21 protein-coding genes are annotated in these 23,801 nt (G+C 69.5%); 11 read left to right on the top strand and 10 right to left on the bottom strand.

Annotated elements, in window-relative coordinates:
* Positions 1 to 196 precede the first annotated feature (196 nt).
* A complete protein-coding gene (locus ABZV91_RS07705; RefSeq protein ID WP_355237022.1) occupies positions 197 to 454 on the top strand; it encodes a DUF1918 domain-containing protein in 258 nt (85 codons plus the stop codon).
* Here the strand turns inward: ABZV91_RS07705 and otsB are convergent.
* Together otsB and ABZV91_RS07695 are read right to left on the bottom strand one after the other, a co-directional pair.
* Positions 433 to 4,461 carry a trehalose-phosphatase gene (gene otsB, locus ABZV91_RS07700; RefSeq protein WP_355237019.1) on the bottom strand — a complete coding sequence of 1,343 codons (4,029 nt, stop codon included), beginning with the start codon at positions 4,459 to 4,461 and terminating at the stop codon, positions 433 to 435. The two genes, ABZV91_RS07705 and otsB, sit on opposite strands and share 22 nt — an antisense overlap.
* Before the next feature lie 134 nt (positions 4,462 to 4,595).
* Positions 4,596 to 5,579 (bottom strand): hypothetical protein, encoded by a 984-nt coding sequence (locus ABZV91_RS07695; protein ID WP_355237017.1) that lies wholly within the window; start codon positions 5,577 to 5,579, stop codon positions 4,596 to 4,598.
* A 319-nt stretch (positions 5,580 to 5,898) separates the two neighbouring features.
* Between ABZV91_RS07695 and ABZV91_RS07690 the strand changes: the two genes are divergently transcribed.
* Positions 5,899 to 6,765, top strand: coding sequence for a universal stress protein (locus ABZV91_RS07690; RefSeq protein ID WP_355237014.1), 867 nt, complete (start codon positions 5,899 to 5,901; stop codon positions 6,763 to 6,765).
* 82 nt (positions 6,766 to 6,847) lie between these two features.
* Here the strand turns inward: ABZV91_RS07690 and ABZV91_RS07685 are convergent, their stop codons facing one another.
* Together ABZV91_RS07685 and ABZV91_RS07680 are read right to left on the bottom strand one after the other, a co-directional pair.
* Positions 6,848 to 7,843, bottom strand: coding sequence for a zinc-binding alcohol dehydrogenase family protein (locus tag ABZV91_RS07685; RefSeq protein WP_355237266.1), 996 nt, complete (start codon positions 7,841 to 7,843; stop codon positions 6,848 to 6,850).
* Between the two features lie 11 nt (positions 7,844 to 7,854).
* Positions 7,855 to 8,304, bottom strand: a complete 450-nt coding sequence (locus tag ABZV91_RS07680) for a pyridoxamine 5'-phosphate oxidase family protein (protein ID WP_355237263.1) — start codon at positions 8,302 to 8,304, stop codon at positions 7,855 to 7,857.
* Between the two features lie 405 nt (positions 8,305 to 8,709).
* On the opposite strand from ABZV91_RS07680, the gene ABZV91_RS07675 reads away from it, so the two are divergent.
* The 8 genes from ABZV91_RS07675 (at position 8,710) to ABZV91_RS07640 (ending at position 18,858) form a co-directional block, all read left to right on the top strand.
* A complete protein-coding gene (locus ABZV91_RS07675; protein WP_355237011.1) occupies positions 8,710 to 9,576 on the top strand; it encodes a GyrI-like domain-containing protein in 867 nt (288 codons plus the stop codon).
* Positions 9,577 to 9,717: 141 nt separating this feature from the next.
* Complete coding sequence (locus ABZV91_RS07670) at positions 9,718 to 10,362, top strand: response regulator transcription factor (RefSeq protein WP_355237009.1); 645 nt, start codon at positions 9,718 to 9,720, stop codon at positions 10,360 to 10,362.
* A gap of 57 nt (positions 10,363 to 10,419) precedes the next feature.
* Positions 10,420 to 12,159: a GAF domain-containing sensor histidine kinase gene (locus ABZV91_RS07665; protein WP_355237006.1), complete on the top strand. Its 1,740-nt coding sequence runs from the start codon at positions 10,420 to 10,422 to the stop codon at positions 12,157 to 12,159.
* A 359-nt stretch (positions 12,160 to 12,518) separates the two neighbouring features.
* Positions 12,519 to 13,550, top strand: a complete 1,032-nt coding sequence (locus ABZV91_RS07660) for a hypothetical protein (protein ID WP_355237003.1) — start codon at positions 12,519 to 12,521, stop codon at positions 13,548 to 13,550.
* Between the two features lie 260 nt (positions 13,551 to 13,810).
* Positions 13,811 to 14,518 (top strand): DUF2267 domain-containing protein, encoded by a 708-nt coding sequence (locus ABZV91_RS07655; protein ID WP_355237000.1) that lies wholly within the window; start codon positions 13,811 to 13,813, stop codon positions 14,516 to 14,518.
* Complete coding sequence (locus ABZV91_RS07650) at positions 14,515 to 15,456, top strand: universal stress protein (protein ID WP_355236997.1); 942 nt, start codon at positions 14,515 to 14,517, stop codon at positions 15,454 to 15,456. Before ABZV91_RS07655 ends, ABZV91_RS07650 begins: the two co-directional genes overlap by 4 nt.
* 10 nt (positions 15,457 to 15,466) lie before the next feature.
* Entirely contained in the window at positions 15,467 to 18,163 is a 2,697-nt protein-coding gene (locus tag ABZV91_RS07645) for a cation-transporting P-type ATPase (protein WP_355236994.1), read from the top strand.
* 131 nt (positions 18,164 to 18,294) lie between these two features.
* Positions 18,295 to 18,858, top strand: coding sequence for a CBS domain-containing protein (locus ABZV91_RS07640; RefSeq protein WP_355236991.1), 564 nt, complete (start codon positions 18,295 to 18,297; stop codon positions 18,856 to 18,858).
* Positions 18,859 to 18,873: 15 nt separating this feature from the next.
* Here the strand turns inward: ABZV91_RS07640 and ABZV91_RS07635 are convergent, their stop codons facing one another.
* Positions 18,874 to 19,281: a DUF302 domain-containing protein gene (locus ABZV91_RS07635; RefSeq protein WP_355236988.1), complete on the bottom strand. Its 408-nt coding sequence runs from the start codon at positions 19,279 to 19,281 to the stop codon at positions 18,874 to 18,876.
* Positions 19,282 to 19,312: 31 nt separating this feature from the next.
* The gene (locus tag ABZV91_RS07630) at positions 19,313 to 19,579 is read right to left on the bottom strand and encodes a metal-sensitive transcriptional regulator (protein ID WP_355236985.1); all 267 of its coding nucleotides are present in this window, start codon (positions 19,577 to 19,579) and stop codon (positions 19,313 to 19,315) included.
* Positions 19,580 to 19,856: 277 nt separating this feature from the next.
* Between ABZV91_RS07630 and ABZV91_RS07625 the strand changes: the two genes are divergently transcribed.
* The gene (locus ABZV91_RS07625; protein WP_355236982.1) at positions 19,857 to 20,459 is read left to right on the top strand and encodes a disulfide bond formation protein DsbA; all 603 of its coding nucleotides are present in this window, start codon (positions 19,857 to 19,859) and stop codon (positions 20,457 to 20,459) included.
* Here the strand turns inward: ABZV91_RS07625 and ABZV91_RS07620 are convergent.
* Genes ABZV91_RS07620 through ABZV91_RS07605 form a run of 4 tightly spaced genes read right to left on the bottom strand, consistent with a single transcriptional unit; the run spans position 20,432 to position 23,796 of the window.
* Entirely contained in the window at positions 20,432 to 20,944 is a 513-nt protein-coding gene (locus ABZV91_RS07620; protein WP_355236979.1) for a hydrogenase maturation protease, read from the bottom strand. The two genes, ABZV91_RS07625 and ABZV91_RS07620, sit on opposite strands and share 28 nt — an antisense overlap.
* Positions 20,941 to 22,233, bottom strand: coding sequence for a nickel-dependent hydrogenase large subunit (locus ABZV91_RS07615; RefSeq protein WP_355236976.1), 1,293 nt, complete (start codon positions 22,231 to 22,233; stop codon positions 20,941 to 20,943). The genes ABZV91_RS07620 and ABZV91_RS07615 overlap by 4 nt, the downstream gene beginning before the upstream one ends.
* A complete protein-coding gene (locus ABZV91_RS07610; RefSeq protein ID WP_355236974.1) occupies positions 22,217 to 22,990 on the bottom strand; it encodes an oxidoreductase in 774 nt (257 codons plus the stop codon). Before ABZV91_RS07610 ends, ABZV91_RS07615 begins: the two co-directional genes overlap by 17 nt.
* The gene (locus ABZV91_RS07605; RefSeq protein WP_355237260.1) at positions 22,987 to 23,796 is read right to left on the bottom strand and encodes an FAD/NAD(P)-binding protein; all 810 of its coding nucleotides are present in this window, start codon (positions 23,794 to 23,796) and stop codon (positions 22,987 to 22,989) included. The genes ABZV91_RS07610 and ABZV91_RS07605 overlap by 4 nt, the downstream gene beginning before the upstream one ends.
* Positions 23,797 to 23,801: the final 5 nt, after the last annotated feature.

Here is a 23,801-nt window from a genome sequence, read left to right as displayed (position 1 = left end):
CCCATCCCGTTCGGCGGAGGACCTAGTGCCCCGCGGTCGATGACGATCGGGCCTCCCGGTCATTCCCTGCCGAGCGGAAGCTGAAAGCACTTCGGCAGGTCGACGGGGCGGCCCGGCGGATACCCGGCGGTCGGTTCACCGCCGCTCCCGCATACCGCGCCACCGATCGGTTCCAGCGCGAGGAGGTCGTCGATCCATGCGAGCCACACCCGGAGATTGGCTGATAGTCGAAGGACACGCGGTCGGGGGGACGGTGCGGCGCGGTCTGATCGAGGAGATACACGGCGCCGACGGAGGCCCGCCCTATCTGGTGCACTGGGCAGACACCGGCAATCGCGCGCTGACCTTCCCGGGACCGGACTCTCGAGTGGTCACCAGCGCGGAACTACGTGCGCAAGAGGAAGTCGTGGCACATCACTTCTCGTCGAGGCACTACCCGGCGCCGGGCTCCTGAGGACGGCCTGTCGCAAATTCCCGTCCGGGCTCCGGATACGGCGCCCCGGTGGGTGGATGATCGACCAGCCGGACCGTCTCACCGGGCTCGAGCCACACCGGCCGGTCCCGGCAGACCACTTCGATCGGCGGCGCGTTTCCCGGCTCCGATCCGATCTCGACTCGGCGGCCGTCGACGCGCACGATCAGCCGGTGGCCCCGATACATCATCGGAAAGGACAGAGTGCCCATGCTTTTCGGCCAGTACGGGCAGAAGATGAGCTGGTCGCGCCGTATCTCCAGACCGGTGAAACAGCGCTGCAGCAGATCGACGCTGCCCGCCATCGCGGCCAGATGGATACCTTCACCGGTGGTCCCACCCTGGATATCGGCAACATCGGAACGAACCACCTGCTCGAAGAATTCCATGGCACGGTCGCGGTGGGCCCGGGCGAGCACCCACGAATGCACCAGGGCGCTCAGCGTGGATCCGTGCGAGGTCCGCGCCGTGTAATAGTCGATCGTCCGCGGGATCATCTCCCCCGGCAGCTCGTAGCCCGCACGCGTGAACAGTTCGCGGAGTTCGTCGGCGGAGAACAGGTAGAAGAGCATGAGCACATCGGCCTGTTTGCCTGCGCGATAGCGGCCGATATCGTCGCCCTCGGCCTCCAGTATCCGGTCCAGCCGCTGGATATTGCCGTAACGGCGCCGGTAATGCTCCCAGTCCAGTTCCCGTAGCCGCTCGTAGCCGTCGAACTGGCTGATCACGCCATCGTGGAACGGCACATACATCCGATGGGCGACCTCGCGCCATCGGGCCGGCTCGGCCGGGCCCACCCCGAGCCGCTCCAATAGTTCGGCGCGAACCCGTGGGGCGAGCGTATCGAGGGCTTCGAGCGCGCAGGTGATGGTCCAGGCGGCCATGACGTTGGTGTAGGCGTTGTTGTCGACACCCGCCAGAGGAGCGTGCGGATAGCCCGTATGGAATTCGTCGGGACCGATGACACCACACAGCACATACCGCCCCCGCCGCGGGTCGTAATCCGCCAGCCCGGCCCAGAACCGGGCGATCTCCACGAGCAGCTCGGCGCCGTGGTCGGCGAGGAATTCGAGATCGCCGGTGGCCTGATAGTACTGCCACACCGTGTAGGCGACGGCGGCGCCGATATGGTGCGCCCGCCGACTCGGATCCGGATTCCATCGGCCCGAGAGCGGGTTCAGATGCAGTTGCTGGCTCTCCTCACGTCCGTCGCCACCCGACTGCCAGGGAAACATCGCGCCCGGCACGCCGGCCGCCGCGGCTGCCCGCCGGGCCTCCGGCAGCCGCCGGTGGCGGTAGCGCAACAGCGAGCGGGTCAGCGCCGGGATACGCGGGTTCAGCACCGGGAAAACGAACAGTTCGTCCCAGAAGACGTGACCGCGATAGGCCTCACCGTGCAATCCCCGGGCCGGCACACCCACGTCCAGTTCCACGGTGTTCGGGGACAAGGTCTGGATCAGGTGCAGCAGGTGCAGCCGCAGCACACGCACCGACCCCGCGTCGTCGTCGAGATCTATTCGCATCCTGCCCCAGATCCGCTCCCAGGCCCGGGTGTGTCCGGCGAAGAGCGCCGCGTAGTCCGGCGCCGCCGCCAGCAACCGTCCGGCCTGGTCCGCGGGACCGGATGAGGCCCGGTCCCGCCCCGTGCACACCACTGCCGTCTTCTCGAGGGTTACCGAGCCGCCCTCTCCGATCTCGAGTCCGAACTCGTGACCGATGCGGCTGCGCTCCCGCACCTCCACGGCCCGCGCGGGCGCACCACGCAGCAGGTCGCGGATCGCCACGGCCAGCGGGATCTCCGAGTCGCCGGTGCGTGCCGCGAGAAGTACGGCCGCCTCCGACAACCGGGCCGTTCGCACCGCGTCCAGATGTACTCCGGACAGGGCCCGGTAGCGTTCGACCAGGCTGTTGTTCACCTCCCCGTCGATCATCGAGCGCAGCTGGAGGATGCCCGACCAGTTCTCGGCCGTAACAGTCGTGACGAGGGCTCCAAGGTGCGGACGGTGCATCGCCGCGAATCGCCGCTGCTCTACCCGGGTGATCCGGCCCGCGCCGTCCCGGAACCGGAACCACCGGACCAGTTCGGCGCGCCGCAGGTCCAGACGCTGCCGGTAGTCCAGCAGGTCGGCGGTGTCGAGATCGAACCAGTCACCGTCGGCGATCCGGAACGTCACAGGCAGCCAGTTCGGCAGGTTGACCATGCTCTCGTTGACGACCGTCCGGTCGTTCACCCGGTCCCGGAGCCGGTTGTAGATCCCGGCCACATAGGTGCCGGGGTAATGACAAGGTCCCGCCCGGCTCTCCGGTGCCGCCCCGCGCACGGCGAAATAGCCGTTGCCGACAGTGCAGAGCGCCTCGCGCAGCTTCTCCTGTTCAGGGTCGTAGCCGTCGTAGGCGTACGACCACGTCTCCGATTCCGCCGCGGCCGGACCGGTGCCGATCAACCGCACGCACCGGGCGAGCAGATCCGAGACCCGGCGAGGGCCGTCCACCGAGAAGTGGGCGGAGGTGTATCGGCCGGTGTTCTCCGCGGCCCGCACCACGACGGCGACCCCGTCCGGCCCGACGACGTCGAAGGCATCCTCATCGGTCATATCGTCGCCGAGGTACAGCGGGACCACCGGTCCGTCGATTCGTTCCAGGATCCAGCGCAGTGCGTCTCCTTTTCCCCAGGCCACATCCGGCCGCAGCTCGATCACCTTGCGCCCGGGAGTCACCCGCAGACCGTGGACGCGCCCGGCCGCGCCGACGAGGGTGATCGCCTCGGCGGCGTCCGTGTCCGTCGCTGCCCGGAAGTGCACGGCCACGGCGAACCGTTTGTGCTCGACAGTGACCCCCGCGATATCGCCCAGCCGTACCCGCAGATCCGCGGCGGCACGGGCGAGGTCGGCCTCCGTGCCCGGTAGCGCGCCGGGCAGGTGGCGGGTGCCGTCGGGCGCCATCAGTTCGACCCCGTGGCTGCCCGCGAGCCAGACACCGGGAACCGGCATTCGCGCCTGTAGATCGTCGAGCCCGCGGCCGCTGAGCACGGCAACCGGGCACCGCGCGGCCAGATCCGCGAGGGTCGCGGCCGCGCCCTCCACCATCTCGGCCGCGGCCGGATCGGTGACGATCTCGGCCAGTGTGCCGTCGAAGTCCATGAGTACAGCGGGTTTCTCGGTTTCCAGCAGATCCGCGAACCGCGGCCAGTACTCGAAAACATCGGGGACCTCACCGACCCGCCGGAATCCACCGCGCACACCGATCCGCGCGGCGTCGTCGACCACCGTATCGGCCCCCGCGGACAGCAGTCTGTCCCCGTCACCTACCCGGTCGATGCCCACCACCAGTCCGAAACCCCCGTTACGGCCTGCCGCCACACCGGCTTCGGCGTCCTCCACCACGACGACCCGGCCCGGCGCGCTGTGCAGACGCGCCGCGGTTTCGCGCAGCACGGCCGGGTCCGGCTTCCCCGGCAGGCCGAGCTCTTCCGCGTCCCCCCCGTCGACCCGGACCTCGAAGAGGTGGGCGAGACCGGCCGCGGCGAGCACCTGCTCGCAATTGCGGCTGGCGGTGAACACAGCGGTCCGGACGCCTTCGGAGCGGAGCCGGCGAACCAGCGCGACGGTGGAATCGAACGCCACGACACCGTCGCGCGCGATGCGCTCGCGGAACAGGTGGTCCTTGCGGTTGCCCACACCGCATACGGTCTCGGCCGATTCGGGATCGGCCGGGACGCCCCACGGCAGCCGGATATTGCGGGAGGCGAGAAAATCGGCGACACCTCGGTAACGGGGCTTACCGTCCACGTACTTCAGATAGTCGACCTCGGTGAACGGTGACCGGTCCTGTCCGGGGGCGGCCGGCCGAGCGGCGAGGAAGGCATCGAACAATTCGGTCCACACCGCAGCGTGTATCGAGGCGCTGTCGGTCACCACCCCGTCCATATCGAAGATCACCGCGTCGTGACGGCGCGTATCGATCCGCGGTGCGGCAGCACTGTGAGCCACCAATCGAGTCTGACCGGCCGGGTGCCCGGCCGACAGAGGCAAAGGTCCGCTCTTTCATCCGACCCGGAACTCCCGGCCCTGGGTGCCGCCCCGCGCGGGGTCTGCCCGGCGGCGGCCGCACGGGTCGTGACGGCTCACCCCAGCGAAGAGATATCGAGCACCTCGTCGGTATCGCGCCGCGGGGTACGCGATGGTGGCGGCGCGAGCGAACGCCCCAATCGGACGAGCATCTGCGGAAACCGCGGACCTACCAGTTCGGCGACTCTCGCCCGGGCCGAGGGGAGCTCGGTGACATGGGTGAGAACGCAGGTCGACAAGTCCTCGACAGTGCACTCCAGCAGTACCGCCGACAACGCCTCCCCGCACCACAGCAGCGACTCGACCGTATCGTCGCGGCTGGACAGTACAACGATCATCGCCTCGTCCGGGCGGACGTCCTCATCGGCCGCGCCCAGCGCACCCACCGGGAAACTACGATTGACCGGCACCCGGCCCGATAGATCGGCCGAGGGCAGCCGACCGGCCGGGATCCCGGCACCGCCGTGGGTACCGGCACCGGCCCACCACAGCAGTTCCCTCTGATATCGGGGATCGTGCCGGCGCAGCTTCGCAGTGGTCCGGGAGAGACTGTCCAGATCGGCGCGCAGACGCGGGTCCACCACGTGCAGTGCGGTATCGCGGTACCGGCACAGACTCTGCAGCACCGGCTCGAGCTCGGCCCAGCCATCGGGGGCGGCCATGGGTGCTCGGTCGGTGTACCGGCTGTCGATGGCGGCGGCGGACAGCATCTCGATCTCGAACGGCTCGCGCCGCCCCGCGAACGACAGCGCGGCCAGGTTCGCCCGCACAGGGGGCTCCGGGAACCGGGTGACACGCACATCCCAGCCGGCGGCGGCCCACGCGACGAGGGCATGGTCGAGCAGCGCACCACAGGCGAGAATGCCCTGGCGGTTCAAGGGATCGGTACCGGGCAGCAGCCGTTCGGCGTCGACGAAGAGTTCCAGCGTGCTGCCATCCCAGCGCCAGCGCCAGGGTTGACTGTTGTGCAGGGACGGTGCGCGGCAGGCGCGCTCCAGCACCGCACGGACCGTGTTCTCATCGGGCCTCTGCTCCCGCATGCCGACACCTCCGCTACCCCGCACGCACCTCCGGGTCGCCGCGGCGACCCCGCTTCCTGCATACTGACCGACCCCGGCAGGATCGCGAGAGTGCCGAAGGTCCCCCGTCCCGGAGGATCAGGGCCCGGTCTCTCCGGGCCCGCCCCCGAATATCACCGCCGGGAATCGACTTTGGTCTCTTCCGGCCGGGACCAACGCCCCCATCGTCGGCGTGGTCCGCGCTTTAACCTCGCTGTATCCGGAGGAACCGGAGCGGCGGAGAAACCGTGGCCGGCAGAGCCCGGATTCCGGAGCCGATGAGTGAGAAGGTGGGCCCACCGTGAGCACATATACCCGAGAGCCCGTGGTCGTCGGCGTCGACGGCTCCGCCGCGTCGTTCGCCGCCGTCCAGTGGGCGGCCCGGACAGCGGCAGGACACGGCGACCCGCTGCACCTGGTGTACGCCGTCGGGGCGCCGCTGGATTTCGGGCCCGGACTCGGGGTCGTCGCCTTCGACAATCAAGCGCTGCGGGCCGATGGCGAGGCCGTATGCGCCTCCGCCGCGAAGATCGCCCGCGAGATCGCCGGTGAACTGGAGATCAGCACGGTCGTGGTCGATCCGGACCCGGCCCCCACTCTGATCGAGAGATCCCGGACCGCTCGCCTGGTCGTGGTGGGCACCCATGGCCGTAGCGCGATCGGACGGGGGCTGCTCGGCTCGGTGAGCACCTCCCTGGCGCGGCACGCGCACTGCCCGGTCGCCGTGGTCCCGCAGAGCTACGCCGAACACGGCGACCGGCCGGGTGCGCCCGTGGTGGTCGGGGTGGACGGGTCACCGCGCAGCGCCGAGGCCATCGATCTCGCCTTCGCCGAGGCCTCCCGGCGCGGGACCGGTCTCGTCGCGGTCACCACATGGTCGGAATTCTTCCGGTACCTGTCGCGGCCCGAGATGGAGGAACAGGCCCGCGCGCTACAGGCCGAGAGCTTGGCCGGACACACCGAACAGTACCCCGACGTCGCGGTCACCCGCGTCGTCGTCGAAGACCGGGCCGCACGGAGGTTGCTGTACGAGGCCGAAGACGCGCAGCTGGTTGTTGTCGGCAGTCACGGTCGGGGCGGTTTCGCCGGGATGAGTCTGGGCTCGACCAGCCAGGCGGTGTTGCACGGGGTATCCGTACCGCTGATCATCGCCCGGTCCCGAACCTGAGCAGAGCGAGCCCGAGAAGGCGGCCTGGAAGCGGGCCACCTCGCCACCCGCCCCGATCATCGGCACCGGGCAGCTCCCGGAGTCATGGCAGTAGCACGGCGGCGCCGTCGAACCGGCCGTGCGCGAGATCGGACAGGGCGGCGTCGGCCCGCTCCAACGGGTAGGGATGGGTCGTCACCCGCAACCGATGGCGCGCCGCGAAGGCGAGAAAATCGCGGGCGTCGATGCGTGTATTGGACGTGACGCTGCGGATCTGCCGCTCCCGGAACAAATGGCGCCGATAGTCGAGCGGGGGGATATCGGTGAGATGGATTCCCGCCACCGCCAGGGTCCCGCCCGGCCCGAGGGCTTCCAGTGCCGGTGGTACCAGCTCGCCCGCCGGGGCGAACAGAATGGCCGAATCCAGGAGCTCCGGCGGCGGATCCGCGGCGTGCTGTACCGACGCGACACCGAGACCGAGCGCGAGTTCGCGTGACGCGGCGCCGCGGGTCATGACATGGACGCGCGCGCCTCGGGCGAGAGCGACCTGAGCCGTCAGGTGGGCGCTGCCGCCGAATCCGTAGATACCCAGTATTCCGCCCGCGGGTACGAGAGCGCGGGTGAGCGCCCGGTAGCCGATGATGCCCGCGCACAACAGCGGCGCCAGCTCCCGATCCGGATATCCGAGCGGCAGCGCCAACGCGAATTCCTGTGGAACCGTGACATATTCGGCATACCCGCCGTCGGCGTCCCATCCGGTGTACCGCGATTCCGGGCACAGGTTCTCCGCACCCTTCCGGCAGAATGCGCACACCCCGCAGGTGTGTCGCAACCACGGGATCCCGACGCGATCCCCCACCGTGAAGGCACCCCGTTCCGCGGTGGCGACGACCTCGGCGACGACCTCGTGCCCCGGTACGATATGCGGCCGGTGCACGGGCAGGTCGCCCTCCACCACGTGCAGGTCCGTACGGCACACACCGCAGGCCAGCACCCGGGCGAGCAGCTCACCGGGCCCCGGTCGCGGAAGCGGCTCCCGCCGCGCGGTGATCGGTTTCCGGTCGACACTTCGGGGCGCGTCCACCCGCCACGCCCGCATGGTCGCCGGGTTCACACCGCGACCCCCGCGATCAACCTCGTCCCGGTGACCAGGGTGGGTTCGATACCGATGACGACGCCGCTGTCCGGGTCGTCCCAGGGGCCGAGCCGCCGTGCGTACTCCGCGGCGAGTTCCCCAGCGGTGACCAGCCGCGCCGGCCCGGTGACCAGCACCGACCATCCGACCCGCCGCACCGGGTCGATCTCGTCGGCGTGATAGGCGACGATGGCGGACCGGCCGAGCGCCGTCCGGGCCAGCCCGGCGAACGGCTGGGTCCGCACGATCACCTCCCCGCCGTCGCCGATGAGATGGTTCACCGGCCGCACCGCGGGCAGCGCGTCGGCGGTGAACACGAGGCGCCCGAAAGGGGCGGTGGCGAGCAGGCGCAGGGCTTCGGCGCGTTCCAGCGGCACGGTTCGCCGCGGAGCCCCGCCGTAGCCCGGGGCCAGTTCGGGACCGATCACCTCGTTTCCCCGCTTCCTCTGTCGGCATCTCTCCTCAGATCACCACCACGGCAAGGAACTGGACAGGGCCGAATGCCCTCTGCCACCGCTCACCAAGTACCTCCCAGCCCACCGCGGCCGCGGGCACGCCGGCGGATCCGAACGCCGCCTCCCGTCTCCGGGCCACGGAAGGCCCATATCCCTCGGGCCGGGACGAATGGCCCCGGCACGGGAGCCGAGCGACCCTGGGGATACCCGGCCGGCCCCGGATATCGTTCGAAACATCGTCGCGCGCAGCGAGACGAGGTAGCGGGTACGGCGCCCGGTCAGGGCGGCAAGCCCGTTCGGTCAGGGGTGTGCGCGCATTACTCGGGCTACGCTCTCCGCCACAGCGGCCGACGGCGCCGAAAGGACCTGCACGTCATGGCATATCAGGTGGATCTCCACGAATCGGCCCCGCACACCGTTCTCACCATCCGCCGGACGATACGGGACGACCGAGCGGGTGACGACATCCGCGACGGCATGACGGACCTGTATCGCCTCGTCCGGACCCTCGGTCTGCTGCCGGTCGGCCCGCCCGCGACCACCTACCACGGTGATTTCCGGTCCGGTGCGGCCACCGAGGCGGAGCTGATCCTTCCGGTCGCGGCCGCGGCGCCGGGGTCCTCGAACGGCGAGTTCACCCTCCGCCGTACCGAACCCCGGTGCTATGCGCGCACCTGCCATTACGGCGACTACGCGAGCATCGGCGCGGCCTATCGCGCGCTCGACGACTGGCTCCGGCACTCCGGTCTCCAGACGACCGGACCGCCCACCGAGATCTACCGGATCGCGCCGGACGAGGCCGTCACCCCCGCCGACCTGGTCACCGAGATACACGTCCCGGTGACCACCACCATGCTGAGCGTACGGATACCCGCTTCCGTCGCGGCCGTCGCCGGGACGGTCCGTACCGCACTGCGGGACAGCGGTTTCGAGATCTCATACGAAGTGGCCGTCCCCACCGATCCGGAGCGGCGGTCGGGCGCAGATCCGGCCGAGCACCTGCTCCTCGGGGCCTTCGCCCGGGACCTCGCAGTACAGGCGGCCCGGGTCAACGGACGGATCACCCCACTGTTGCCCTGCGATATCGCCGTACGCCGGACGGAATCGGTCACTGTCGTCGAAACGACGGACCCCCGACTGCTCGTGGAATGCAGTGGGCAACCCGCACTGGGGCCGGCGGCCGAGCAGATCGGTGAACGCATCACGACGATACTGGCGGCGGTGGCACACGTGTACGAGTAGTGCGATCGCCTCGGCGCGACCTGCATAGAACGATCGGCCGGTCAAGTGCCGTTCGTCGTCGAATGCGAGGCCCATACCGCCACCCTGCGGGCTCTTCACTCCGTACGCTGAGTACAACTCATATCCGAGAGAGGCGTGACCATGGTCAGGGTGTTTCTGGTCGATGACCACGAGATAGTACGGCGCGGGGTCGCCGACCTGATCGAGGCGGAAACCGATCTGGAGGTCGTCGGTGAGGCGGCCAACGTCTCCCAGGCGCTGGCCCGGATCCCGGCGCTACGGCCCGATGTCGCCGTCCTGGACGTCCGCCTGCCGGACGGCAACGGCATCGAATTGTGCCGGGAACTGCTGTCGGCGAATACAGGGCTCCGGTGTCTGATGCTCACCTCCTTCACCGACGACCAGGCCATGCTCGATGCCATCCTGGCCGGTGCCAGCGGCTACGTCGTCAAGGACATCACCAGCCTCGAACTCGTGCGCGCCATTCGAGAGGTGGCGGCCGGCAGATCCCTGCTGGACAACCGGGCGGCGGCCGCGCTCATGGCGAAATTCCGGGCCGAGGCCGAAACCGCGACGGGTCCGCTCGCCGGACTGACCGAACAGGAGCGCACCCTGCTCGCGCTGCTGGGCGAGGGGCTCACCAACCGCCAGATAGCCGGTCGCATGTTCCTGGCCGAGAAAACCGTCAAGAACTACGTCTCGCGGTTGCTCACCAAACTCGGTGTCGAACGCCGGACCCAGGCCGCGGTACTCGCGACCAAGATCATCCCGCCCGACCGCAAGTGACCCGTGAACAGGTCGGACGGTAGCGGCGGACGCCAGGCCAGTGGAAGAATATTGCGTATGGAACGCCAGGTGCCCGCGACGAGTGACCGGCCCCCGGTGACCGAAACGCTGTCCCAGCTGCGGCTGCACGAACTCCTGGACGAGGTGCAGGAACGTATCGCCCAGATCGTCGATGTACGTGACCGGATGGACCGGCTGATGGAGGCGATGCTGTCCATCACCGCGGGCCTCGATCTGGACGACACCCTCCGGTCGATCGTGCACACCGCCATCGAGTTGGTCGACGCCGGATACGGCGCACTCGGTGTCCGCGGCACCGAGTCGACCAGTGACGAGTTGGCCGAATTCGTCTACGAGGGCATCGACGATGCCACCCGGCAGCGGATCGGCGATCTGCCCCGCGGCCACGGGGTGCTGGGAGTACTCATCCAGCAACCCGAGCCCATCCGCCTCACCAATATCTCCGAGCACCCGGCATCGGTCGGTTTCCCGGCACACCACCCGCCCATGCACAGTTTTCTCGGGGTGCCGGTCAAAGTGCGCGACGAGGTGTTCGGCAACCTCTATCTCACCGAGAAGATCGGGGCCAAGGAATTCACCGAGGACGACGAGGTCGTAGTGCAGGCCCTGGCGGCAGCGGCCGGTATCGCCATCGAGAACGCCCGCCTCTACGAACAGTCCCGGCGGCGCCAGCACTGGCTCGAAGCCACCCGGGATGTCGCCACCGAACTGCTCGCGGGCGGCGAACCGCAGGACATCCTCGATCTGGTCACCGAACGGGCCCGCACCCTCACCGGCGCCGCGTGCACATTCGTGGCGCTGCCCGATGATCCCGACCTCCCCGGTCACGAGGTGCGCGAACTGACCATTGCGGCGGTATCCGGTGGACAAGCCCACGCACTGAGCGGACGACGGCTGCCACTGCACGGTTCGCAATCGGGCAAGGTGTTCCGGCACGGGCAGACCATCGCTGTGGATCAGCTGGCCACCGACGTGTCACCGGGAATCTCCGAGGATTTCGGGCCGGCCCTCGTCCTTCCGCTGCGCGCCGAGGACACGATCATCGGCGTGCTCGCCACCGTCCAGCCGTCGGGCGGCAATACCTTCGATCCCGCCGTCCGGGCCATGATGACGGTGATCGCCAACCAGGCCGCCTTGGCCCTGCGGCTGGCGGAAACGCAGCGCCGGATGCGGGAACTGGATGTGGTCGCCGACCGCGACCGGATCGCCCGCGACCTGCACGACCACGTCATCCAGCGCCTTTTCGCCCTGGGTCTCGGCCTCCAGGGCACCCTGCAGCGTGCCCGCAGCGACGAAGTGCGGGCACGACTGGGTGAAACCATCGACGACCTGCAATCGATCATGCAGGAGATCCGGCACTCGATCTTCGATCTGCACAGCACCACGACCACCGAATCGGCCGGCTACCGCCGGCACCTGCACGGTATCGTCACCGAACTGACCGCCGAGACCGACCTGCGCACGACGATCCGGCTCAGCGGGCCGGTCACCGTCCTGGTCCAGCCCCTGTCCGACGATATCGAGGCCGTCCTGCGCGAGGCGGTCAGCAACGTGGTGCGGCACGCCCGCGCGACTACCTTGTCGGTCGAGTTGCGCGTGGGCGACGAGGTGACTCTCGAGGTGGCGGACGACGGCATCGGGCTGTCGCCCGAAATCCGGCGGCGCAGCGGGCTGGCCAACCTGCGGGTCCGCGCGGAGCGGGCCGGCGGGCACTGCACGGTGAGCCGCAAACCGACCGGCGGCACCGTCCTGTGCTGGAGCGCGCCGCTGCCCTGACCCGGGCGATCCGCCGAACCCGTCCCGCGGCTACCCCCGCCGGGATGTGCACACGTCGGCGACCCGTCGGCCTCTTCCACGCGCGCCCACCCCGAAGGCCACTGCAGCACACGGTCCGGGTCACGAATCGTCGGGCGCCCACTCCCAGCACGCCGTCGGACATCGGGCTCGGGGGATCCCGTACCGGGTACCGATCACGCCGTCGGCAACCCGTCCGGGGATTCGGTACCGAGAGTGGAGGCCACCCCCGACAGGGTCCAATGTCGTGAAACCGAAGGGCCCGCAGACCCCGGTTTCTGTGTCCCGCGTACCGTCGACCGGCCCTGCCCGATACCGGGGTACGCCTCCACACTGGCGATATGACCGACAACGACGTCCCCGGCGCCACTCACGCACCCGACCGCGCCACCCTGTTCGCGGCCATGCGGGTAGCGCAACGCGCGCCGTCGGTGCACAATACGCAGCCCTGGCGGTGGGTGTACCACGATGGCCGGCTGCGCCTCCGCCGCGACGACGAACGGCTGCTCACATCGGCCGATCCCAGTGGCCGCCAACTCGTGATCAGCTGCGGCGCCATGCTGCACCACGCCCGCGCCGCCTTCGCGGCAGCCGGGTGGCGGACCGGAGTCGAGCGCCTGCCCGATCCCGACGACCCCGGCCTACTGGCCGTCCTCACCTTCGCGCCGTGGCCGGACGCACCGACCCCGCCGCGCACCCTTCCCGAGGTCATTCAGCGTCGCCGCACCGACCGCCGCCCGCTGAGGGATCCCGGCGACCTGTCCGGCCGGGCCGAAGCGGCCCGGCTCCTGGCCCGCGAGTACGAGGTGGAGCTGGACGTCCTCGACGCGGAGGCGGCCGCCCGGTTGAGCCGTGCCTCGGAACACTCGGCCGCGCTCCGGCACTACGACATGCCCTACCACAGTGAACTCCAGTGGTGGGCCGGTCACGAGAACCTTCCCGAAGGTGTGCCCGCCACGGCCTTGGTCTCGGAGGTGGAAGCGGCCCGAGTACCGCTGGGGCGCAAGTTCCCGACCCCGGCGCGCGCCGTACACGGCGGCGAAGAGGAGGACCGAGCACAACTCTGGGTGCTCGCCACCGCCGACGAGTCCGATCTCGAGTGGCTGCGGACCGGCGAGGCGCTGTCGGAGATCCTGCTCGAATGCACCGCGGCCGGGCTGGCCACCTGCACGCTCACCCATATCACCGAACTCCCCACCACCCGGCGCATCGCATCGACCCTGATCGGTGGGCACCGCACAGCGCAGGTGGTGTTGCGAGTGGGGCTCGCGCCCCACCGGGCGGACCAGGAGCCGACCCCCCGCAGACCGGTGACCGATTTCCTGACCGTCCACCCCGACGCCTTCGCCACCGGCGACGCGGGCATCCGCTAGCGCTCGGCGACCGTCTCGCCGGCGCGTGGCAGCGTCGTCGGTGTGCGCGGAAGCGGCGGACTCCGGCGCTCGCCCGGAATCCGGGCCGACCGCGGCTCGCGATCCGACGCACCGGCCACCGGTGACTTTCTGCTCTGTCAGGAGCTGTTCCCGAGCGCGAGACTGGCCAATACAGCGTCCGCGACGAATTTCCGCAACCCGGAGAGAGCGGATCGAGGAGACGCCGCGGTAGCCCGCCCGACCGTAAGCGAGGACCTCCGATGTCTCATCTCCATGATCCCGTGGCAGCGGCCGCGGACACAGCGCACGAGTGGATACGCGCCGTAGCTACCTCCCTCGGAACCGACGAACCCCGCGCCTATCGTGTCCTGCGGGCCTGGTTGCACTCCGTGCGCGATCAACTCGGGGTCGCCGGATCGGCACATCTGGCCGCACAGTTACCGGAGCTGCTGCGCGGCACCTACTACAGCGGCTGGGTGCCGAGCCGGGTACCGCTTCGGCACGACGCGGAGGGTTTCGCGACCCGGTTCGCCCGCGAGGCCGGAATCGAGCGCGGCGAAGTCGGTTACACCGCCGGCGCGGTGACCGGGGTACTCGCCGGCAGGTTTTCGCCGGGGCAGCTCGGCAGGGTCTTCGGAGTGCTGCCCGAACCGCTGTGCCGGTTGCTGTCCCGCGCGGCGCCCGCGTCCGCCGACGGGTCCGGGCGCCGGAAGCAGGTCCACAGGCCCGCCGCGGACCTGAGCGCATCGATCCGCGCGCTGGGTGAGGCCGTCGGTGTACTCGCCCGGGGGCTCGAAGGCTCTCCGGTCGAGTCGGACGAGGCCGACGACGCCCGGATGCGCGCCGCCGCCCAGCAGGCCCAGCGCATCCTCCTGGCCGCGGGGGTGACGGCCCCACCGGAGCTACAGCAGGACCACGACCGGATCACGATCACCGCCCCGGGCCGTGCGCCCGGAGACGGGCGATGAACCGGGCGGGTGCAGCACAGCCGGAACCGGAACCGCTGGAGAATGCCTCGTCCGCGCGGCCCGGGGAGATCGTGGTCGGCGCCGACGGTTCCGCGGCATCCGATCTGGCGGTGCGGTGGGCGAGCGAGACAGCCGCGCAGCGGCGGCGGACATTGCGGATCGTGCACGGCTACAACCCGGCCGCGGCCCGGACCCTCCACAAAGTGCACGACGCCATGCGACCGCCCGTGGTCGACACCATCCGCCGCCGGGGCGCCGAAATCCTCGCTATCGCACGCGAAGAGGCGCTTCACATCGACCCGTCGCTGCCGGTGGAAACCGAACTGTCCGAAGTGGGTGCGGTCCGGACCCTCATCGAGCGATCGGCCACGGCCGACCTCACCGTCCTCGGCGCGTCCGGTAACGGATCGACACTCACCCATCTCGGTTCGACCCTGCTGTCCGTGGTCGCCCACGGTCACGGCCACGTGGTCGTCGCACGTGGTGCCGCCCCAGGCCGGCCCGAACACCGGCACGGGCCTGTCGTCGTCGGCCTGGACGGTTCCCGCTGCAGCGAAGCCGCCACGGCGGCCGCCTTCGCCGAGGCGGACGCGCGCGGCGCGGCCCTGATCGCCCTCCACACCTGGCACGATCTGCGCGCTCACTGGTTCGCCGGGATGCCCGAACTGATCGAGGATCCGCCGATCGCGGAGGCGGCCGATGCCCACCTCCGTACATGGCTGGCCGGCTGGAGCGAGAAGTATCCCGGTGTCCGGGTGACCCGCCGGATCTACCTTGCGGGTCCGGATCTGCACCTGATCCAGTGGTCGGAGTCCGCGCAGCTGATCGTCGTCGGAAGTCGCGGACGCGGTGGCTTCCGCGGGCTACTGCTGGGGTCCAAGAGCAATATCGTGGTCCAGCGCGCCCACTGCCCGGTTCTCGTCGCCCACGCGACCTGAGCACATCGGCGTGCCTTTCGTAACCGAATCCGCACATCCGCCCGAGCAGGTGCGCTCCGAGGCGGTGGTCGACCCGCGGGAACCCGTCTCGGCCCTGATGCGGGACCTGCGGACAGGCCCCGGAGGACTCACTTCCCGCGAGGCCGGCCGCAGACTCGAATTGTACGGCCCCAACGAACTCCCACTGCGTCGCGGACAGCCCTGGTGGGTGGCACTGGGCCGGCAGTTCAGTCACCCGCTCGCCCTGTTGCTGTGGGTGGCGGCGGCACTCGCCCTCGGCAGCGGGGCGGTCGCGCTCGGCATCGTGATCCTGGTGGTCATCGTGCTCAACGCCGTTCTCGCCTTCTGGCAGGAAAATCAGGCCGAACACGCGGTCCGGGCGCTGGGCCGGTTTCTGCCCGCACAGGTATGGGCGGTGCGCGACGGAACCCGGACCCGGGTGCCTGCCGGACAGCTGGTACGCGGGGATGTCCTGCTCCTCGAAGAGGGCGAACGCATCCCCGCCGACGCACGGATGATCGACGGACATGTCGAGGTCGATATGTCTGCGCTCACCGGCGAATCCGAGATCCTGGACCGTCGCGCCGGTGCCCCCGATCATGCCGACCGGTCGCTGGATTCACCCGTACTCGTCTTCACCGGCACCGCCTGTGTGGGCGGAGCGGGTCGTGCGCTCGTGCACGGCACCGGTGTGCACACCGAACTCGGCCGAATCGCGGCCCTCTCCCAGCACGTCCGGCCCGAGGAGAGCCCGCTCGAGCATCAGGTGCGCCGGGTCGCCTGGCTGATCGCCGCGGTCGCCGTCGGCGCGGGCGCGGCCTTCCTGCCGCTCGGGCTGCTGGCCGGGCTGTCGCTGGGATCCGCTTTCCTGTTCGCCATCGGCCTGCTGGTCGCCAACGTCCCGGAAGGCCTGTTGCCCACCATCACGCTCGCGCTGGCGGCCGGCGTCCGATCCATGGCACGGCGCGGTGCGGTGGTCAAACGGCTCTCCGCGGTCGAAACCCTGGGCTCGACCACAGTGGTCTGCACCGACAAGACCGGCACCCTCACCATGAACTCGATGCGGGTCGCCGAGATCACCGGCGCACCGCGGGAGACCACCGAGATCGTGGCCAGATGCGCTACCGCGGAGCTGGGCGACCACGCCGGCGGTGACCCGATGGAACTCGCCCTCCTGCACTACGCGGCGGACAGCGGCCACCTCCTGTCCCCGGCACAACGGGACGCCGAGCGGTCGGTGCTGAACGCGTTCGACCCGGAGCGGAAGATGATGTCGACGGTGGACTCCGTCGACGGAACACTCCGTGTGCATGTCAAAGGCGCGCCCGAAGAGGTACTCCCCCGCTGCACCCGGTGGCCGGCGGACACGACGCCGCAGCGGGTCCGGGCGCAGATCGACGATTTGGCCGGTCGGGGGCTGCGGGTGCTCGCGGTGGCAACGCGCCACTGGGATCCCGGCACACCCACCGACCCCGGGCACGTCGAGCGCGACCTGGCGCTGGTAGGCCTGGTCGGTCTGCTCGACCCTCCGCGACCGGAGGTCCCCGCCGCCGTACGAGCCGTCCACGCCGCCGGTATCACGGTGCACGTCATCACTGGCGACAACGGCCGGACCGCCGCCGAGATCGCGCGGCGGGTGGGGCTCGGGGCCGACCGCGTCATCGACGGCACCGCCGTGGACGCGATGTCCGACGACCGGTTGGATACCGTCCTCGCCGAACCCGGGGAGATCGTCTTCGCCCGGACCACCCCGGAAATGAAGCTGCGCATCGCGGACGCGCTCCGCCACAACGGCGAAGTGGTGGCCATGACAGGAGACGGAGTGAACGACGCTCCGGCCCTGCGGCGCGCGGATATCGGTGTCGCGATGGGGCGCGGTGGTACGGATGTCGCCCGCGAAGCGGCGACCCTGATCCTCACCGACGACAATTTCGCCACCATCGTCACCGGTATCGAGGAAGGGCGCCGGGTATTCGACAATGTCCGGAAATTCGTGCTGTACATCTTCGCGCACGCCGTCCCCGAGGTCTTCCCCTTCTTGCTGTTCGCGCTGTCCGGCGGTCTGATCCCGCTACCACTGACAGTCTTGCAGATCCTCGCGATCGACCTCGGCACCGAAACCCTGCCGGCGCTCGCCCTGGGCCGGGAACCGGCCGAACCGGGTCTGATGGACCGCCCGCCGCGCCCGCGGCGTGAGGGTGTGATCACCGGGTGGCTATTGGTGCGGGCGTGGGCGCTGCTCGGCGTGGTCTCGGCCCTACTGGTGACCGCCGGTTTCTTCATCGTCCTGTGCGCCGCCGGCTGGCGCCCCGGTGACCCCGTCGGACCGGACACGCCGCTGCACCATGCCTATATCCAGGCCACCACTGTCACTTTCACCGGAATCGTCGCCTGCCAGCTGGGCACCGCGTTCGCCGCCCGCACCGAATGGGCGTCGCTGTTCTCGGTCGGTCTCACGAGCAATCGGCTGCTGCTGGCAGGCTGCGCGTTCGAGATCGTCTTCGCCGCCGCACTCGTCTACGCGCCACCGCTGCAGCAAATCTTCGGTACCACCGGGCTCGCTCCGTGGATGGTCGCTCTGATACTTCCCTTCCCCGTCGTGGTCTGGTCCGTCGACGAGGCGTTGCGATGGCGCCGCCGCCGAGGACCGACCGGGCACACAACGCCTCGTGGGGGCTCAGGGTCTGGGACTTCGGTCCCCCGATAGAGGTATTCGTGCACTGGTGGTGGCGCGCGCCGGGAGCGAGTCTGAACAGGAAGGCGTTTCGCGGTGCCTCCCGCCCGCGGACGCCGCGGTCGCCGTTCCTGTTCCTCCCGGAAAGCAGTGAGGTCGTCACGATGCGCGCACGCGATATTCTCAGCCGCCCGGTGGTCACCGTCCGTCCGGAGACACCGCTCCCCGAGGCGGTCGCCCTGCTGACAGGTCACGGTTTCGCCGCGCTGCCGGTGGTGGACGACGAGGACCATGTAGTGGGCATACTGTCCGAATCCGACGCCATGAGCGCCGAAACGAGGACCGCCGCCGTGGAAACCGCCATGACCGTACCGGTCGAAGTGGTCGGGCCGACGACGGACGCGGCCGCCGTGGCCGCATCCGCGCTGGAACACCACGTACGGTCACTGCCGGTGGTCGAGGCCGGAATACTCGTGGGTATGGTCTCCCGCCGCGACCTGCTGCGGGCACTGGTGTGCGACGAAGCCGCGATAGAGGCCAAGGTGCGGGCCCTGCTCGACGACTACGCCGGCAGCCATCGCCAATGGGATATCGACGTCGGCCACGGTGTGGTGACGATCCAGGGAATCTTCGCCGACGAATCCGAACAGCGGGTCGTGGCCGCGATGGCCCGCACGGTCGCCGGCGTCGGCGAAGTCCGTATCGTCGACACGGTCACCGAGAGGTGATTCCGCCGCGACCGGTCAGTTCTCGGCGCTGTTCAGCGACTCGAGGGCCGCCCGCAGTTTCGCGGTGGCCTCCTCGGCTACCGGTTCCAGTGCCTTCTCCTCGGTCACCTGGACCATGACCTCCGGATTCATCGCCTCGACGAGTACCGCGGTGTCGGAGTCGCGATCGCGGCGCACCACCACATTGCAGGGCAGCAGCAGACCGATCCGGCGGTCGACGCCGACGGCTCGGTGGGCCAGAGGTGGATTGCATGCGCCGAGAATCAGGTAATCCTCCATCTTCTCGCCCAGTTTGGCCTCGAGCGTGGCCCGCATATCGATCTCGGTGAGCACCCCGAAACCTTGCTCGGCGAGGGCGGCGCGGGTGCGCCGGACGGCTTCCTCGAAGCCGGTGTGCAGAGTAGTGGACGGACCGATCTCCATATGTCGGCCTCCTTTCGGATGCTATTGCCGGTCAAGCCAGCGCGAGGAACAACTTCTCCAGTTCGTCGACCGTCATGGGGTCCGAGTTCTCCCCGGACTCGGTGAGACATTCCCGTAGGCCGGTGGCCACGATCTTGAACCCGGCGCGATCGAGTGCGCGGGCTACAGCGGCCAGCTGAGTCACGACATCCTTGCAGTCGCGGCCCTGTTCGATCATCGTGATGACCCCGGACAGCTGCCCGTGGGCCCGTCGCAATCTGTTCAGCACATCGTTGATCGCGGTCTCGTCGCCGACCATGTTCCACCTTCCTGTCCCACTCGTCCATCATACCCCCAGGGGTATATCGACGACACACCGGCAGACCTCGGTCGCCGCCGCGAGAGTCGCGCTATCAATGGTCGCACCGGCCATTACCGCCTCTTCGCCTTCGACGACTCCCGCTGCGACCCCGCCGACACCGGGGTATATTGGTACGAGAATATACCCCCGGGGGTATATCGGCAACGTGGCCGAGCTTCGGATCACCCGCCCCGGGGTTCTGCCGTCGAGAACAACGACCGGAAACGAGGAACCGATGGCCGAAATCGCTCTCTACGTGGACCCGGTGTGCCCCTTCGCATGGGTCACCGCGCGCTGGCTGCTGACCAGCGCCGGAGACCGGCACACCGTCACCCTCGAACAGCTCAGCCTGGCAGTGCTCAACGAGGGTCGTTCCCCGGATGACGCGGGTCAGCGTGCGATGCTCACCCGTTCACAACGGATCGGGCGGGTATTCGCCGCGGCCGTGCGGTCCGCCGGCCCCGGGGCGTTCACTCCGCTCTACCTCTCCACAGGCACCCGGTTGCATCCGCGCGGACCGGACCTCGACGACGAGTCGGCCGTCGCCGCCGCCCTCGCCGAAGCAGGCTTCGACCGGGCCCTCGTCGATGCCCTCGACGATCCTGGATACGACGCCGAGGTCGCCGCGGCGCACCGCGCGAGCCAGACTGCGCTCGGTGGGCCGGGCGGCAGTCCGATCATCACTGTCGACGGTCACGGATTCGCCGGCCCGGTGCTCACCGCCCCACCGGCCCCGAACCGGGCCACCCAGCTACTGGACGCACTGGTCACTGTCGCGACCGCACCCGAATTCGCCGCCCTGCAACGCCCTTACGACGGACCACCGAAGCTCGGATAGGGCCGGGCCGCGCGACGCCGGCCGCGCGCGAACCGCTCGAGTTCGGCGCATATCGCCGCGATCAGCCGTGGTACCGCGGCCGCCACCGGCGCGGACAGGCCGATTCCGAAATCATGTCGTTCGACGTCGACGGCGAAGATCACCAGGCGGTCCGGCAGGCGGCCGAGTGCCCGGCCCAGCCGCACGGCCTCGGCCACGCCGAGCGAATGCGAACTCGTGACAGCGGTCGGTCCGCGCAGGCACTGCTCGTCCACCCGGCGGACCCGCCCCGGCCGCGACGAAGTGCCGACCACCGCGTCGACCACGACCGCCAGGTCCGATCCGGACCACAGATCGAGCAGGCCGGTGCATTCTCCATCCGATATCGCCACCCGCACGCCCGGAATGCGCAGGACGGCGATCCGCGACGCGACCTCCGGGCCGACGCCGTCGTCACGGCGACAGCCGTTTCCGATACCGATGACCACGGCGCGCCCGGCGGTCATCTGCCCGTCACATCGAGGGTCAGGAAATGCGCCGAACAGGAAATGCACGGATCGTAATTGCGGATCGTCCGCTCACAGAGTTCGGTCAGTGCCGGATCCGGCAGGTCGAGGTGGGCCCCCACCGTCCGGCGTAGGTTCTCCTCCATCACCGCCTGGTTCTGTGACGTCGGCGGCACGATGGTGGCGGACCGCACGAGGGCGTCGGCACCGATGTCGTACCGGTGGTACAGCAGTCCCCGGGGCGCCTCGCTCACGCCGTAACCGGTCCCCGCGCGCGGTCGCACGGGAACCGCGGGGCGAGGCGGGCGCCGGTAGCCGGCGATGAGTGCGAGCGCCTCCTCCATCGCGTAGGCGACCTCCACCAGCCGGACCAGAATGCTGCGGAACGGATTCCGGCAGACGCTGCCCAGCCCGACCTCCGCCGCGAGCCGGCGGGCGACCGGCGACAGCCGAGCGGAGTTCAGTGCGTAGCGGGCCAGCGGACCGGTGAGGTACCGGCGGCCGTCGAAGGTGGCGTACAGCGCCGTGGAATGCCGCACCTGACGCTCGACCAGATGGGTGGCGAAATCGTCGGCGGGGAAGCACAGACCGCCGCTCGTCCGGACCGTACCGGTTTCGATCGCGTAATGCGCCGCATCCGTCGCCGACACGAAGTCGCAGTCCAGCTCGGCCTCGGGGAAATCGAAATCGGCCACCCGCCGGGTAATACGCACCGCACTGTCCAATCCGCGGCGCAACTGCTCGGCCACCGCGGCGAATTCCCGTGGCTCGGGCGCCGAATAGAAGCCGCCCAGGCGCACGTTCACGGGATGGATCGCGCGGCCGCCGATGAGCTCGAGCAGCATATTGCCCGCTTTCTTCATCGCCAGCCCCTGCTCGACCAGCTCACGCTCGGCCCGGGCCAGTGCCACCGCGTCGGGAAAGCCCAGGAAATCGGGGATGTGCAGCAGGAAGATGTGCAGGCAATGGCTGGCGATCCACTCTCCGCAGTAGAGCAATCGGCGCAACTCGCGCAACGGTGGATCCAACTCCACTTCGCAGAGCTGTTCCAGGGCATTGCAGGCGCTCACCTGGTAGGCCACCGGGCAGATTCCACAGATGCGGGAGGTGATATCGGGCGGCTCGGTGTAGGCCCGCCCGCGCAGCAGTGCCTCGAAGAACCGCGGCGGCTCGTAGATCCGGAGTTCGGCGGCCTCGACGGCACCGTCGCGCACGACGATGTGCAGCGCCCCTTCGCCTTCCACCCGCGCCAGCGAATCGACGATCAGTGTTCTACGCCGGGTCGTCACCACGATGCTCCGCGAATTCGGGTGCGCCACACGCGTAGGTCCGGAAGGCACGGTCGACCTCGTCGACGGACATCCCGTTGACCCGGAGAATCGGTAGCAGCGCATGGATATTGGGCCGGGCCATCGGGCCGAAGCAGCCGAAACAGCCCCGGTGGTAGGCCGGGCACAGCGCCCCGCACCCCGCCTGGGTCACCGGCCCCAGACACGGAATCCCCTCGGCGACGGTTACGCAGGTGGTGCCGCGGCGTTTGCATTCGGTGCAGACGCTGGTGTTCGGGATATCGGGTTCCCGCCCGGCCAGGAAGGCGCACAGCGTATCGAGCAGCTGCCGGCGATCGATCGGACAACCGCGCAGCTCGAAATCGACCGGGACATGCTCGGAGATCGGAGTGGACGTGGACAGGGTCGCGATGTATTCGGGCCGCGCGTAGACGACCGAGGTGAATTCCTCGATCTCGGCGAAATTACGCAGCGCCTGGATACCGCCGTGCGTCGCACATGCTCCGATGGCCACCAGGATGCGCGACTGTTCACGGATTTCGGCGACCCGCCGCAATTCCTCGGGGGTGCTCACCGAGCCTTCGACCAGGGAGACATCGTAGGGACCCGGTTCCACCGCGCTCGACGCCTCCGTGAAATGCACGATGCGGATCCGGCCCGCGAGCGCGAGTAGTTCGTCCTCGCAGTCGAGCAGGGTGAGCTGGCATCCGTCGCAGGAGGTGAATTTCCAGACCGCCAGAGTTGGTGGGGCGCTCATAGTTCCCGCACCGCCAGCAGCGGCTCGGCCACCGCGTAGTCGACGATCGGACCGTCCCGGCACAGTAGCAGGGGGCCGAGCTGACAGTGCCCGCACCGGGCGACACCACATTTCATATTCCGCTCCAGCGATACCCGGATACGGTCGCCGGGCACCTTCTTGCCGAGCAACGTCTGGGCGCAGAAGCGCATCATCGGTTCCGGGCCGCACAGAAAACCTGTGGTCCGGGGCGGGTCGATATCCAGCTGCGCCAGCGGCTCGGTGACGAAACCGATCCGGCCCGTCCAGCCCGGGCAAGGATGGTCCACGGTACGCAGCACGTCGACAGAACCGGTGCGCGCCCACCGATCCTGCTCCTGCCCGAACAGCACTTCCGCGGGTGAGCGCGCCCCGGTGATCACCGTGACCCGCCGGTAGTCCGCGCGGGCGGCGAGCACGGCGAGCACGAGCGGTCGCAGCGGTGCCAGCCCGAGACCGCCGCCGACGACCACGATGTCGCCGCCGGCGGCCGCTTCCACATCCCATCCGGTGCCGAACGGCCCGCGTACCCCGATCAGCCCGCCGAGCGAGGTGTCGCTCAGCGCACGGCTCACCGCGCCGACCGTGCGGATCGTGTGCTCGAGCAGCCCGTCCGCGGCGGAGGGGTCACCGCTGAGCGAGATCGCGATCTCCCCCACCCCGAAGCTGTAGAGCATCATGAACTGTCCGGCCCGGAAAGGTCCGGCCCGGCGATGGACCGGCCGGAGCAGCAATGTGACCGTGTCCCGGGTCCGTAATGTGCGCCGTACGACCCGATACGGCAGCATCACGT

This window comes from Nocardia sp. NPDC004568 (assembly GCF_040609955.1).
Taxonomy (GTDB): Bacteria; Actinomycetota; Actinomycetes; order Mycobacteriales; family Mycobacteriaceae; genus Nocardia.
This window is presented reverse-complemented; position numbering and strand designations above follow the sequence as displayed.

Coding starts and splice junctions, on each gene's coding strand:
- ABZV91_RS07625 (WP_355236982.1), top strand. CDS start 19,857: ATGGCCGAAATCGCTCTCTACGTGGACCCGGTGTGCCCCTTCGCATGG.
- ABZV91_RS07635 (WP_355236988.1), bottom strand. CDS start 19,281: ATGGAGATCGGTCCGTCCACTACTCTGCACACCGGCTTCGAGGAAGCC.
- ABZV91_RS07610 (WP_355236974.1), bottom strand. CDS start 22,990: ATGAGCGCCCCACCAACTCTGGCGGTCTGGAAATTCACCTCCTGCGAC.
- ABZV91_RS07650 (WP_355236997.1), top strand. CDS start 14,515: ATGAACCGGGCGGGTGCAGCACAGCCGGAACCGGAACCGCTGGAGAAT.
- ABZV91_RS07670 (WP_355237009.1), top strand. CDS start 9,718: ATGGTCAGGGTGTTTCTGGTCGATGACCACGAGATAGTACGGCGCGGG.
- ABZV91_RS07640 (WP_355236991.1), top strand. CDS start 18,295: ATGCGCGCACGCGATATTCTCAGCCGCCCGGTGGTCACCGTCCGTCCG.
- ABZV91_RS07655 (WP_355237000.1), top strand. CDS start 13,811: ATGTCTCATCTCCATGATCCCGTGGCAGCGGCCGCGGACACAGCGCAC.
- ABZV91_RS07685 (WP_355237266.1), bottom strand. CDS start 7,843: ATGCGGGCGTGGCGGGTGGACGCGCCCCGAAGTGTCGACCGGAAACCG.
- ABZV91_RS07660 (WP_355237003.1), top strand. CDS start 12,519: ATGACCGACAACGACGTCCCCGGCGCCACTCACGCACCCGACCGCGCC.
- ABZV91_RS07675 (WP_355237011.1), top strand. CDS start 8,710: ATGGCATATCAGGTGGATCTCCACGAATCGGCCCCGCACACCGTTCTC.
- ABZV91_RS07705 (WP_355237022.1), top strand. CDS start 197: ATGCGAGCCACACCCGGAGATTGGCTGATAGTCGAAGGACACGCGGTC.
- ABZV91_RS07665 (WP_355237006.1), top strand. CDS start 10,420: ATGGAACGCCAGGTGCCCGCGACGAGTGACCGGCCCCCGGTGACCGAA.
- ABZV91_RS07620 (WP_355236979.1), bottom strand. CDS start 20,944: ATGACCGCCGGGCGCGCCGTGGTCATCGGTATCGGAAACGGCTGTCGC.
- ABZV91_RS07605 (WP_355237260.1), bottom strand. CDS start 23,796: ATGCTGCCGTATCGGGTCGTACGGCGCACATTACGGACCCGGGACACG.
- ABZV91_RS07695 (WP_355237017.1), bottom strand. CDS start 5,579: ATGCGGGAGCAGAGGCCCGATGAGAACACGGTCCGTGCGGTGCTGGAG.
- ABZV91_RS07630 (WP_355236985.1), bottom strand. CDS start 19,579: ATGGTCGGCGACGAGACCGCGATCAACGATGTGCTGAACAGATTGCGA.